This window comes from Clostridium autoethanogenum DSM 10061, from assembly GCF_001484725.1.
Taxonomy (GTDB): domain Bacteria; phylum Bacillota; class Clostridia; order Clostridiales; family Clostridiaceae; genus Clostridium_B; species Clostridium_B ljungdahlii.
Genome location: NZ_CP012395.1, coordinates 2801480 through 2815828 on the forward strand (window position 1 = coordinate 2801480; position 14349 = coordinate 2815828).

12 protein-coding genes are annotated in these 14349 nt (G+C 25.8%); all 12 read left to right on the top strand.

Going from position 1 to position 14349, the window contains the following annotated elements:
- Positions 1–18: 18 nt before the first annotated feature.
- The 12 genes from CLAU_RS12740 to CLAU_RS12795 all read left to right on the top strand — a co-directional run bounded on the left by CLAU_RS12740 (position 19) and on the right by CLAU_RS12795 (position 14346).
- Positions 19–585 (top strand): sigma-70 family RNA polymerase sigma factor, encoded by a 567-nt coding sequence (locus CLAU_RS12740; protein WP_023162716.1) that lies wholly within the window; start codon positions 19–21, stop codon positions 583–585.
- Positions 586–1393: 808 nt separating this feature from the next.
- Positions 1394–2062, top strand: coding sequence for a sugar transferase (locus CLAU_RS12745; RefSeq protein WP_023162717.1), 669 nt, complete (start codon positions 1394–1396; stop codon positions 2060–2062).
- 118 nt (positions 2063–2180) lie between these two features.
- Positions 2181–3299 (top strand): glycosyltransferase family 4 protein, encoded by a 1119-nt coding sequence (locus tag CLAU_RS12750; RefSeq protein WP_029170155.1) that lies wholly within the window; start codon positions 2181–2183, stop codon positions 3297–3299.
- The gene (locus CLAU_RS12755) at positions 3300–4412 is read left to right on the top strand and encodes a glycosyltransferase family 4 protein (RefSeq protein ID WP_029170154.1); all 1113 of its coding nucleotides are present in this window, start codon (positions 3300–3302) and stop codon (positions 4410–4412) included. It abuts the gene before it with no gap.
- Positions 4413–4532: 120 nt separating this feature from the next.
- On the top strand, positions 4533–5846 hold the full coding sequence (locus tag CLAU_RS12760; RefSeq protein ID WP_023162722.1) for a hypothetical protein: 1314 nt from the start codon (positions 4533–4535) through the stop codon (positions 5844–5846).
- 308 nt (positions 5847–6154) lie between these two features.
- Complete coding sequence (locus CLAU_RS12765; protein ID WP_023162723.1) at positions 6155–7030, top strand: glycosyltransferase family 2 protein; 876 nt, start codon at positions 6155–6157, stop codon at positions 7028–7030.
- Positions 7031–7239: 209 nt separating this feature from the next.
- On the top strand, positions 7240–8133 hold the full coding sequence (locus CLAU_RS12770) for a glycosyltransferase (RefSeq protein ID WP_023162725.1): 894 nt from the start codon (positions 7240–7242) through the stop codon (positions 8131–8133).
- Between the two features lie 19 nt (positions 8134–8152).
- Positions 8153–8992: an N-acetyltransferase gene (locus CLAU_RS12775; RefSeq protein ID WP_023162726.1), complete on the top strand. Its 840-nt coding sequence runs from the start codon at positions 8153–8155 to the stop codon at positions 8990–8992.
- 8 nt (positions 8993–9000) lie between these two features.
- Positions 9001–9408 (top strand): sugar 3,4-ketoisomerase, encoded by a 408-nt coding sequence (locus CLAU_RS12780; protein ID WP_023162727.1) that lies wholly within the window; start codon positions 9001–9003, stop codon positions 9406–9408.
- A 14-nt stretch (positions 9409–9422) separates the two neighbouring features.
- Entirely contained in the window at positions 9423–10520 is a 1098-nt protein-coding gene (locus CLAU_RS12785; RefSeq protein ID WP_023162728.1) for a DegT/DnrJ/EryC1/StrS family aminotransferase, read from the top strand.
- Between the two features lie 33 nt (positions 10521–10553).
- Positions 10554–11999 carry a lipopolysaccharide biosynthesis protein gene (locus CLAU_RS12790; RefSeq protein WP_023162729.1) on the top strand — a complete coding sequence of 482 codons (1446 nt, stop codon included), beginning with the start codon at positions 10554–10556 and terminating at the stop codon, positions 11997–11999.
- Complete coding sequence (locus tag CLAU_RS12795; RefSeq protein WP_023162730.1) at positions 11992–14346, top strand: glycosyltransferase; 2355 nt, start codon at positions 11992–11994, stop codon at positions 14344–14346. The genes CLAU_RS12790 and CLAU_RS12795 overlap by 8 nt, the downstream gene beginning before the upstream one ends.
- Positions 14347–14349: the final 3 nt, after the last annotated feature.

Here is a 14349-nt window from a genome sequence, read left to right on the forward strand (position 1 = left end):
AAATAGGAGGATAAGAGTATGGAAAATCTACAGCTTGAAATTTTACTTGAAAGAGCCCAAAGTGGAGACAAAAATGCAGTAGAGAGTATATGCATCAAATTCAATGGTATGGTAATTAATATGGCAAAATGCACCTACATAAAAGGATATGATATGGAGGACTTGATACAGGAAGGGCGGTATTCTGTGATAAAGGCAATTGGAATGTATGATATAAATTCCAAATATCCATTTGCTGCCTATGTGAAAAGTTCTGTTAAAAAGAACTTCTATAATATGATAAGAACCAATATAAAGAAGGTAAGCTGCTGCAGCCTCTACAGCAAAAATGAGGAAGGCTGCGAGTTTATAAATATGATAGCTTCAGATGAAAATATTGAAGAGGATTTGATAAAAAGAAAGCTTATAATTCAGCTGAATAAATCTATGGACAAGCTTTCCGAGGATAAAAGAAATTTAATAGATTGGTACTATATTCAAAATAGAAGTTTAAATGAGTATGCTGAAAAAGAGGGGATCTCTTATAGGACTGCGGTATATAGAAAGAGAAAAGCCCTGGAGAGTTTAAAGAGCTTTCTAGTTTGAAAGTTGACTTATACCAGCCATATACTAACAAATTTCATCACACTAAAAACTTTTTATAAGCCTAAAGTTCGGTATTTTGAAAATCTAAAGAAGCTTATATAAACTCGTACCTCAGACATATATAAGCTTCTAAGGTTTTCTAAAATACCTCACTAAGACTTATACAAAAAGTTTTTAAATGTGCTTTCAATTTTGTTAGTATATTTTGTGGATAAGCTCAAATTTCAATTAGAAAGTCTAAAAGAAAAGTTGAAGCGTCTGGCAAATCTAGACGCTATTTTTTTACTTTCAAATGAAAATTATGTTTAAAAAGAGAGGATAATGTGACAAGATTTTTAAAAAATAATGAATTAAAAATTGTCCATTTTTAATTCCAGTAAAGTTAAGATTAAAGATAAATTTTTTTATTAAATTTTATAAATGAGTTATATTTAAAGGTTGTCTATGCTTAAGTAGAGTACTATAATTAAAAAAGGGGACGGTATATTAATCTAATTGGTGAAAAATGTGGATAACTTGGTTAACATATATGATTTTTTACATAAAGTTCAATAAGATATAAACGAAGATACTAATGTAGAATTAATAGACTTCAGATCAGATGAAAGACTTTATGAGAAGTTTAGCTGAAGTGAATTTCTCATAAGGCGCTTGATGTTGGGTTTATTTTTTGTAATGATTAAAATTGATGACGTTAATATAATATATAAAATTAGTTCCAGATTTGAAGAAAGTGTCATATAGATATAAAGATTTTGTTTGAAAAATGTTATGCAAGTTTGCTTATTGTATAAGTAGGGGGGATTATATGACAGAGATGCAAAGCAGACCTATAGAAGTAACAGTAGAGAATATGGAAAAGTATGAAAAAAGTGATACTTATTACTTTATTAAAAGATGTATAGATTTAATTTTGTCTTTTATAGGTATTATTGTATTTTCTCCTATTATGCTCATAGTGGCTGCTGCGATTAAACTGGATTCCAAGGGATCTGTTATATTTTCTCAAATGAGAGTTGGAAAAAACGGAAAACTATTTAAAATGTATAAATTTCGCTCTATGGTAGATGATGCAGAAGAACTTTTGGACAACCTTCGAAGTAAAAATGAAATGACTGGACCTATGTTTAAGATAAAAGAAGATCCGAGAGTTACAAGAGTAGGTAAGTTTATAAGAAAAACAAGTATTGATGAACTTCCTCAACTGTTCAATGTGATTAAAGGGGATATGTCACTTGTTGGTCCAAGACCTAATCTTCCACAAGAGGTAATAAAGTTTACTGAGTATCAAAAGAAAAAACTTCTAGTAAAGCCTGGACTTACGTGTTATTGGCAGGTAATGGGCAGAAGTAATATTGATTTTGAACATTGGATGAAGCTTGATATTAAGTACATAGAAGATAGAAATACATTGCTTGATTTAAAGCTAATATTTAAGACTTTTTGGGTATTTTTTGGAGATGACGGAGCTGCATAGATATAAAGTATGTGTAATTCTATAATACAAAGCAAAAGACAAAATAGTACGTATTTTATATGATGTGTACGATTTATATGAAAAATAAAGAAGAATAGGATTAAATGAGGTATTTTTAATGAAAGTAGCATTAGTACATGATTGGCTTACTAATATGGGTGGAGCAGAGAGAGTAGTTATAAACTTTAAACAAATTTATAAAAATGCTCCAATATATACAACTATATATAATCCAGATAATTTAGATGATGAATTGAAGAATATAGATGTACGAACATCTTTTTTGCAAAATAAAAAGGGAGCAAAGAAAAATCACCAAAAATATTTTCCATTTATGCCTGCAGCATTTGAAAGTTTTGACTTAAATGAATATGATATAGTGCTAAGCAGCAGTTCATCCTGTGCTAAGGGGGTTATAACAAATCCAAATGCTATGCATGTGTGTTATTGTCATTCACCAATGAGGTATGGATGGGAATTTTATTATGAATATGCTAATAATTCCAATATGAAGAAACTTAAGAAGAATCTTTTAAAGTATTTTATGGATTATATGAGAGTTTGGGATAATGTTTCATCTAATAGAGTGGATTATTTTATAGCTAACTCTGAAAATGTAGCTAGAAGAATATGGGAACATTATAGACGTGAAAGTGTGGTTATCCATCCACCTGTAAGGTGTAGCTTGTTTAATATAAGCAATGAAGATCAGGATTGTTTTTTAATTGTATCAAGACTTGTAGAGTATAAAAGAATTGATTTGGCTGTAGAGGCTTTTAATGAATTAGGTTTACCATTAGTTATCATAGGTGATGGTGCTGAACGGCAAAAATTAGAGTTAAAAGCTAAAGATAATATAAAGTTTTTGGGTAGACAGCCTGATGAGGTCATAAAAGAATATTATTCCAAATGCAGAGCTTTTGTATTTCCAGGAGAAGAGGATTTTGGAATAACTCCACTAGAAGCTCAGGCAAGTGGAAGACCTGTTATAGCTTTTGGAAAAGGTGGAGCACTTGAAACTGTAGTGAGTGAAAAGACAGGAGTTTTTTTTGAAGAACAAACTGTGGAAGCTTTAAAAAATGCAGTAAAGGTATTTGAAAGTTTAAATTTTGATAAGGTATTTATAAGAAAGCATGCCGAAGAGTTTGATGAGGAAATATTTAAAGGAAAAATAAGAAATTTTGTTGATGAAAAATATGATGAATTTTTAGGTACTAAGAAGTGGAAGGTATTATAGATGAGTCAAGTAGTATTTAATGCTCTACAAACATCTTTAAGTGGAGGAATAGGAAGGTACTGTTATGAAGTATCAAAAGCTATATATAAACAACATAAGATTGACTTTAAAATTGTCATAAGAGAAGAAGATAAAGGTTTATTTAGTTTTGCGGATATAGAAGACTTAATAATTGTTGAAGGTATAAAAAATGCTAAACAGAGAAATTTTTATGAACAATTTAAATTGCCGAAATTAATTTATAAAAAATATCCTGATGCAATTATACATTATCCTGACACTATGGCTCCAATTTTTGCAAAGAATAAGGTAATTATAACAGTCCACGATTTAGCTTTTAAAAGTCTTAAAGACGCATTTACATGGAAAACAACATTGTGGAAGAATTTTATTACAGATTTATCTATAAAAAAAGCACATAAGATAATAGCTATAACTGAATTTGCTAAGAATGAAATATTAAAGTATTATCCTATGGTTAATGATAAGATAAGTGTTGTTTATAATGGATTTAATAATTTTTCTAAAGAACCTATTGATGTTAACAATATTAATCAAAAAATTTTAGATTTAAAAAATGGTAAATATATTTTAACAGTAAGTACTATATCACCAAGAAAAAATGTAGATGGACTTGTAAAGGCATTTAATTTAATAAAGAATAAAATTTGTGATTATAGATTAGTTGTGGCAGGAAAAAATGGTTGGTTATACGAGAATGTCTATAAATTAGTAGATGAGTTAAAATTAAATGATAAAGTTATATTTACCGGTGGGGTAAATGATGATGAATTGAAATTTCTATATAAAAATGCTGGATTGTTTGCATATCCGTCATTTTATGAGGGATTTGGATTGCCGCCACTTGAGGCAATGAGTTATGGAATACCTTGTGTGGTTTCTAATAGAACATCTATTCCTGAAGTTGTGGGTGATGCTGCTATTAAGGTTGATCCTTACGATTTAAATAAATTAGGTAATAAGATTGTTGAAGTTATTAATGATGAGATGTTATGTAATAACCTAAGAGTAAATTCTAATAAAACATTAGAATGTTTCTCATGGAAAAAATGTAGTATTGAAATGATTAATAATTATATGTTTATTTTTTGAGACAATTTATATTTAAAATATTATTTAGTTAAAAAAGTATGCAATGCCTACTTTTATAATTATATTATCAACTAAATAATAATGTTGTATAATGAAATATTGTAATATAGAGGGATGATTATGGATATACAATCTGGTATACAAGTTACAGGATATTTATTGATACCATTAGGAATAATGGCTTTTTTTATGGACATTAGATATTTATTGTATTTAATAATATTTTTTTCCGGATTTACAGGCATGAGTATTTATATGTTTGGGCAATCTTTTGGATTACAACCCGCTTATTATTTTTCATTGCTTTTTTTGATAAAGTATTTAATTTTAAAAAAAGGTAAAATATGCAGACCAAATAAGTTTTTAATTGCTTTTATAATAATATGTATATTGTCAACAATTTCACTTATTATAAACAAAGATAGAGGTATATTAATACTTAACCAAAAAGACATATATACATATGCGGAATTTAGTGTGCAGAATATTACTCAGTTATTTAATATTATTTTCTGTTTTGTTTTATACTGGTTTATAAAAGATTATTTTAATAATAATAATACTTTAAAAATTAATTCAGCTGTTAAAGTATTAATATGTAGTACAGCAGCAATATGCTTTTTAGGATTTTATCAGGAATTAGCTTATGTAAAAGGATGGAGATTTGATGAAATTTTTAGAAATGGACTTCATGGTAATATACAACCATTTGGTTCTTTTATTAGAGCATATTCAGTTACTAATGAACCATCAGTATACGCTTATTTTTTGGCACCAATTTTAGCTTTAGTATTATCAGTCCCAAATGATATTATAAAGCATAGGATACTAATAATTTTATTAATAATAATATCAGGTATAATGTCAACTTCAACAACTTTTATAATTGGAATTCTAGCATTACTAATAAAAATTATTCTTGATAAGAGTGTTAATTTTTTCAGAATGAAGAGAAATAAAAATCAAAAAATGGGCTTACTATTACCAATTACGTTTATATTTATAGTAATTTTAAGTTTAATATTATTTAGATTTAATTCTAATATAAAAGAATTGTTAACAACTGGAATGTTAAGTAAGCTGCAGGGAAATGGAGTATCTGGTCAAGAAAGAATGCTAGCTTTTCAGACTCAAATGAATGCAGCATTAAAATATCCTTTATTAGGAGTTGGATATGGGACTGCTAGAAGTAAAGACCTATTTTCTACATGGTTATGTAATATAGGGTTTATTGGTATGTCAATGTTTTTAATTTATTTATACAAAATTATTACTAATTTAAAGAAAACAAATAAGTTAGGATATGGAATTTCAAATTATATTTTTGTATTATTTGTATGTGCTTTTATATCTGTGCCAGAACCTTATTTTTTGTTTATTTGGATTATGCTTGCTATAGGAGAAAGTTTAGTGGAACAAAATTTAAGATTATAAAATAATAGAATGAAATGAGAAAAATTTTAAATTATACAGATTTTAAATTGAATAGTAAATATCAAATTATAAATAATTCGATGACTATTTATCTAAGAGAATATTTTGAAGGGACTATCTATAACAAAATCATGAGATATTCAATACATCATTATAAAGAATAATGATATAACAAAAAGGATAGCATAATAAAAAATTACTAAAATTGTATTGGGAGATGTAATTTATAGCAGATTGTCACATTATCGTGCATTAAAAACTTCTCCATTTTATAATATCTATTTAAAACATAAGAAGGATTGATTTTAATGCCATTAATATACATAATTTTGGTTAATTATAACGGACATAAAGATACAATAGAATGTGTAACTAGTTTAAGAAAGATAAATTATTCTAATTATAAAATCATCATAGTAGATAATTCATCTTCTGATAGTTCAGGTGAAATCTTAAAAAGAAAATTAAGTCATTGTAAAATTATAGAGTCAAAAAAGAATTTAGGGTTCGCTGGTGGAAATAACTTAGGAATAAAGTATGCATTAGATAATAAAGCAGATTATGTATTATTATTAAATAATGATACTTTAGTGGAAGCTAATTTTTTAAATAATATGATTAATTCATTTAATGTAGATAATAGAATAGGATTAGTTGGATGTAAAATAATGTATTATCCTCAAAAAAATATTATTTGGTATGGTGGAGGGTGCATAGATTGGTTTAGATTTATAGGAGATCATTATGGTATGAAGGAAATTGATCAAGGTCAGTGTGATAGAGAAAAAGAAATAGATTTTATGACTGGTTGTTGTATGCTTATCAAAAGAGAAGTTTTTGAAAAGGCAGGACTTTTATCTGGAGATTATTTTATGTATTTTGAGGATGTAGATTTTTGTGTAAAAGTAAAAAATACTGGATATAAAATATGGTATAATCCTAAAGCTATTATATATCATAAAGTTGGGTTTTCTTCAGGAGGTGAAGAATCTCCTTTTTCAATTGAATGGGGTACTAGAAATAGGTTTATATTTATGAATAAATATAAGAATAATGTAACTATGTTTAACTTTATATTATCAAAAATATTTTTTTATAGCACTAGGTTTATTAGGTATTTTCAATATATTTTAAGTAGAAAAAAAGATAAGGCAAATGCTATTATTAAAGGACTAAGGAAATAGCCATATTTAAATTAATTTGAATTTTTAGAGTAAATTATTTAGGGAGGTAGTGATAATTGATGAATCCTTTCGTAAAGACGAGTATTGAAAAGATTAAATATGCTGTTGAGAATAACAAATTAAATTTGATTGTAGGGACATGTGTATCCATGAATTCAAAACTATTTTAAACAGGCATAAGAGTATAAAAATATGAAAAGAGTAAAATAATGAATAATCCATTAGTTTCAGTTATAGTATTAACTTATAACAATTTAATATATTTTGATAGATGCATTAATTCAATTTTAGAACAAACATATGATAATATTGAATTAATAATTAGTGATGATTGTTCCAAACAATTTGATAAATGTATTTATGAACAACATATAAAAGCTAATAAATCTAATAATATTGTTAATTATAAAATAGTGAGTAACAATATTAATCTGGGAACTGTTAAAAATTTCAATAATGCTATAAAAATTAGTAATGGAAAATATATTATACCATTGGCAGTAGATGATTGCTTTTATGATAAAAATGTTGTAACATGCATAGTAAAAAAATTTATAAATCAAAACTGTTTGATATTAACAGGCTATAGAAAGGTATACAACAATGATGGTACGATTGAGAAGATCTTTCCTAAAAAAAGGCATATCAAAGTATTAAAATCATATCAAGATAAGTTATATAAGAAATTATGCAAAGAAAATTTTATTTCAGGTTCATGTACATCTTATAGTAGACAATTATTTAGTAGATATGGTTTCTTTGATGAAAAATATAGGTTATTAGAGGATTACCCTAAATATTTACAGATAACAAGAAATCATGAAAAAATATATTTCATTGATAAAATAATAATAGAATATACAATGGGTGGTGTAAGTTCATCACCAAATCCTATTTTAAAAAAGGATTTCAATTTGACTATAAAAAATGAAATATTACCTTATAAAAATTTGACGGGTACTTTTATGAATAGATTGAAAAAATTTGAGTATTTAAGATCAATTAGTAAAAGGTTTAAATGTAAGCTGCTAGTATCTTACTTAGATATAGTTATATATAAAATTATAAATAAGATTATTAAAAGATGTTTTAATAATCTTTAAAGTAGAATTTATACATAAAATGATAAAAGTTCAGAAAGAAAGTGAAAATATTATGATTGATTCATCAGCACAATTAGGCAAAAATATAATTGTAAAAGGAGACGTAATTATAGGTAAAAATGTTATAATAGAGGATAATGTATATATAGATTATGGTTGTATAATAAGAGACAATGTACATATTAAAAAGGGAAGTTTTATAGGAGCAAGGAGTATCTTGGGCGAATATCTAATGGACTTTTATAAAGATAAAACTAATAAAGTTCATCCATTAGTAATAGGAGAAAATACTTTAATAAGAACTGAAAATGTTATATATGGTGATAATATTATAGGCGATAATTTTCAGACTGGGCATAAAGTTACTATAAGAGAAAATAATAAAATAGGTAGTAATGTGAGGATAGGAACATTATCAGATATACAACATGACTGTAATATAGGAAATTATGTAAGTATTCATAGTAACTGTTTTATTGGAGAAGAAAGTAAAATAAGTGATTATGTTTGGATTTTTCCACATGTTGTACTAACTAATGATCCAACACCACCTTCAGATAAATTATTTGGTGTAATTATTGATTCGTTTGCAGCAATTTCAGCAAGAAGTGTTATTTTACCAGGAGTACATATTTGTGAAGATTCTTTAGTTGGGGCAGGTGCAGTTGTTACAAAAGATGTTTTAAAGGAAACTGTAGTAGTTGGAAATCCGGCTAAAAAAATTTGCTCAATAAAAGATATTAAAGATAAGGTAAGTGGCAAACCTGTATACCCATGGAGATATACTTTTAAGAGGGGTATGCCTTGGGAAAAATCTGATTATGAAACTTGGATAAAAAAACTTGATATACAAAAGTAGGTGAAATTATGTATAATACATCTTTATTAAAATTTAAAGATATAACTGATAAATACGGACACTTAACTCCAGTTGAGGGAAAAATAGATATACCTTTTGAGATAAAAAGAGTTTATTATATAACAAGAGTTCAAGATGGAATAACTAGAGGATTTCATTCACATAAAAAACTTCATCAAGTTCTTATTTGTCTAAATGGTTCAGTAAAAATAAGACTTAAAAATCCTGAAAATGAAGAGATTGTAGAACTAAAAGATCCATCTGTTGGATTGTACATAGGACCTATGATATGGAGAGAAATGTTTGATTTTACAGAAGACAGTGTCCTTTTAGTACTTGCTTCAGAATATTACAATGAAAATGATTATATAAGAAACTATGATTTCTATTTAGAAGAAGCTAAAAAAATATTTTAGAGGAAGTGTTAATATTGAATGTACCATTTGTAAGTTTTGAACCGATGCATAAAGAAATAGAAAATGAGATACTAAGTAAATTTAAACAGATGTATGAAAACAATTGGTTTATTTTAGGACAAGAAGTAGAAAACTTTGAGAGGGAATTTTCTGAGTTTTGTGATACTAAATATTGTATAGGCTGTGGCTGTGGTTTAGATGCATTAAGTCTTATACTTAGGGCTTATGAGATAGGTAATGGTGATGAAGTTATAGTACCATCAAATACATATATTGCTACAGCTTTAGCAGTTACTTATACTGGTGCAAAACCTGTGTTTGTTGAACCAAATTTAGATACATATGATATAAATCCAGATTTAATAGAAAAATCTATAACTGATAATACTAAAGCTATTATAGCTGTGCATTTATATGGACAGTCTGCTGATATGGATAAAATCAAAAAAATAGCTAAAAAGTATAATTTAAAATTAATAGAGGATTCAGCACAGGCACATGGAAGCTTATATAATGGTAGAAAAGCAGGTAGTCTGGGAGATGCCGCAGGATTCAGTTTTTATCCTGGAAAAAATCTTGGAGCACTTGGTGATGCAGGTGCAGTTGTTACTGATGATAAGGAATTAGCTGACAAAGTAAGAGCTATAAGAAATTATGGATCAGATGTGAAATATCATCACATATATAAAGGTGTTAATTCAAGACTTGATGAAATTCAAGCTGCTTTTTTAAGAATAAAATTAAGAAATTTAGAAAAATGGAATGACAATAGAAGAGACACAGCTAAAAAGTATTTGAATGGAATTAATAATCCAAAAGTAATAAAACCTCATGTAGCAAGTTATGCAGAACATATTTGGCATATTTTTGCTATAAGAACTGAGGGAAGAGATGAGTTTCGAAAATATTTAAAAGACAATGGAATAGAAACTGTAATACATTATCCAATACCAATGCACCTGCAACCTGCATATAAAGACTTGAATTTTAAAAAGGGAGATTTTCCGATAGCTGAAAAAATAGCAAATGAAGTTTTAAGTATTCCTATGTGGTATGGTATGAATGATGAAGAAATAAAGTATGTTATAGATAAAATAAATAGATATAAGTAGATATGAATATCTAAATTTGGAGAGGAAAATTTAATGATAACGGCTAAGTCATTAGTAAAGGGAAGTTTAATTATTGTAATATCGAATATTGTATTAAAGGCAATGAGTTTTTTACTTTTACCATTGTATACCATATACTTAACGCCAAATGATTATGGAATCGTAGATATAGCTAACACTTTTATAAGCTTATTTGTTGGTTTGTCATGTTTATGTTTAGATACGGGTTTTTATACTTTTTTTTATGATAAAGAAAGTAAAACATATGAAAAAAAAGTTTTTAATAGTACATTTTGGATATTAGTTGGTACAAGTCTTATACCAATTTTTATCATACTTTTTTCAAAACAACTAGCTGGTATTTTATTTAAAGATTCAAATAAAAATAAAGTAATAATATTATCACTTTTTACAATTTCCTCATCAATTTTAACCGTTATACCAAATGCAAGAATAAGAATAGTTAATAAAATGAAAATATTTGCTATTATCAATGTAGGGACATCTTTAATTTCAATAATACTAAATATTTTATTTATTGTTAAATTTAGATTAGGTTATTATTCATTGATAATTACAATATTAATAAATAATTTAATTCAAATGATTTCATATTTTTATATTGTAAGAGATGAAATAAGCATAAAATATTTTGATAGAAAATTAATAAAACATATATTAAAATATACTATACCTTTAATACCAGCAACAGTTTCATCGTGGGTAATTGATTTATCTGATAGATATATAATTAATCACTTTTTTTCATCATCTGAAGTTGGAATTTATGCAATTGCCAATAAAATTGTAATTATTTTAACTGTTTTTTCCAGTGCGTTTATGACATCTTATCCTAGTTTTGTGTTTTCTAATGCTAAACAAAAAGATGCAAAAGATAAGTTTGGGAAAATACTAAATTACTATTTTTTGATATTTTGTATTTTATCTATAATAATAACAGTTTTTTCAAAAGAAATAGTAATGTTAATGTCTCAGAGAACATATTGGATGTCTTATAAAATGGTTGGGTTTTTAACATTTGGAAATTTTGCTTTTGGAATGGCATTTTTAGTAGGGTCAGGTATGTCAATTGCAAAAAAGTCAACATATTCTATGATGATTTCTTGGATTTCAGCTATTGTAAATATTATTCTAAATATGATTTTAATCCCTAAATATGGAGCTGTTATTGCTGCAATAACTACCATGATAAGTTATTTGATAGTCTTTGTATTAAATTACTATTTTTCACAAAAGTTTTATCACTGTAATTATAATATAATAACTATATTAATTATGTATTTTGTTATTTTTATATTATGTAGTTTAACAATGACAAAGGCGCTAGTAATTAAATTACCTATGGCAACAATGATCATTTTATTCTTGTGTTTAATATTTAAAAATGAGTCTAATAACATAATTAAATTTATAAGGAATACAATGAAAAATTTTTTAGGGGTTGAAAATAATGAATAAAACAGTTAAATTACTTTTGAAGAAGGTTTTAAAGAAAATTTTAAAGAACAAATATAATTATTATAAACTTAAATTAAAATCATTATTTTATAAAACAAAACAAAAATGTATTAGTAATCGAAAAATTATGATAAAAGAGAAGCCATTAGTAAGTATAGTTATGGCTGTTTATAACAGAGAAAAATTTGTTGGAGATGCAATAAAAAGTGTAATTGATCAAAGTTATGAAAATATAGAATTAATAGTTATTAATGACGGTTCTTCTGATAATTCTGAAAAAGTGATAAAAAGTTTTAACGATACAAGAATAAAATATTTTTACAAAAAAAATTCTGGGCAACTTGATACATTAAAATTTGGATTTAGTAAAGTTAATGGAGATTATGTTACAAGAGTTGATAGCGATGATATGTTACAAAAGTATGCTATAGAAATTTATGTTAATTCAATGCTCAAAAATGAACAAGCTAAATTTGCATACTCAAATTTATTAGAAATTGATGAAGAAGGAAACATTATCCGTGAAAATAAGATAAATTCATTTAATAATGGAAAAGAAGTATTAAGATCAGTATATAAAAATTTTTGTTCAGTAATACCAGATCAGTCATTTTGGAAAAAAGATTATTTAAGACATGTGATAAATAATTATATTATTGGTAACGTACCTTTTTATATAGATAATATTTTAGATACTAAATTTGTATGTATAAATAAATCATTATATTATTATAGATTGCATAATTCAAATTTTGTTTCTAATCTAAAAAATTTTGAATTAGTTATTGATGGGATAATTAAAACAATTGATATAATAGTAAGAAAATATAATTTTGAAGATTATATGAATATAGATAAAAATTTAAGTATACAAGAAGGATATGAATTAATATCAGAAAGATTTTTGAAAGAAGCTAAAAAATATGTAAGTGGGATATTTGGAAAATTTAATTTTAGAAAAGAAGATAAAATATTTTTACCATTTTTACAAGAAGCGAATTATTGGTTGAAAAGATCACTTAAGGGTAATAATTTTTCTAAAAAGCAATTAAATATAAAAAATACAATTAACGAAATAACTGGTAAAAATTTGGAAATCGGTAATTATAATATAAAAAATAAAAGAGTTTTGATAGTTTCTACAGATAACCCTAATGGAGGACATTCAGTTGGTGGAAAACATATACATCTATATTTGCTTCAGAAAGGATTTGAAAAAATTGGCGTAATACATTATTTATCAACTTGTAATAATAATTTTGATGTGTACAGAAATATTAATGATTTATGTAAAAAATATAATTTAGACATTAGTAAATTAAAATCATCACCAGATATTGAATTTTTATATAGAATATATGATTATGAAAGTCAGCTTGAAAATGATATAGAAATAAAAATTAAATATAATTATATAAGCTATATAAATTGTCATGATGCTATAAGTACAATTGCAGCATTCAATATATTAGAAAAATTAAATTTACATATTCCCATAATAACTACGTTACATGGATACTTAACATATGAAAATGTTGATTATGGAGGAATTGTTGAAAATAGTTATATATATAACTTTTTTCTTGAATATGAAAAGAAAGCATATAAGGTATCTAGCAAAATTATTACTGTTGATACAAGAATTAAAGAATATGTACTAAAAATATGTAATTTAATAAAATACGATAATATAGTTGTTATTAAAAATGCAATTGATGATATCAATTTTTCTCCAATAGAAGAAAATCACAGAAAATTATTAGTGAAAAAATATGGCTTTAACCAAAGTTTAGTATTTGTTCCAAGGAGACTTGTACCTAAAAATGGAGTTAAATATGCAGTGCAGGCAATTAATTATTGTATAAAAAAAGGATTTGATGATTTACAATTAGTGATAGCTGGAGATGGAATAGAAAGGGAGCAAATAGAAAGATATATTAAAAAAAATAATATAGAAAAATATTTTGTATTGTTAGGAGATATCACACATGATAAAATATTGGATTACTTTAAGATGAGTAAAGTAGTATTAATACCTTCAGTGCCTTCTAACAATGTACAAGAAGCTACATCTTTATCTGCTTTAGAGGGAATGGCATGTGGTAAAGTGACTATCGCTACTAATATAGGAGGATTGAAGGAGATAATAAAAGAAGATTATAATGGCTATTTATCTAAACCAAGGGATTTAGAAGAAATGTCTGAAAAAATTATAAAAGCACTGAAGTTAAATAGTAAAAATTATAATTATATTGTTAGTAATGCAAGAAAGGAAATAGTTAAGAATCATGGTTATATAAATCACTGTAAAGAGTTTTTACAAGTTTATGATTCTTGTGTTAATTGAAGT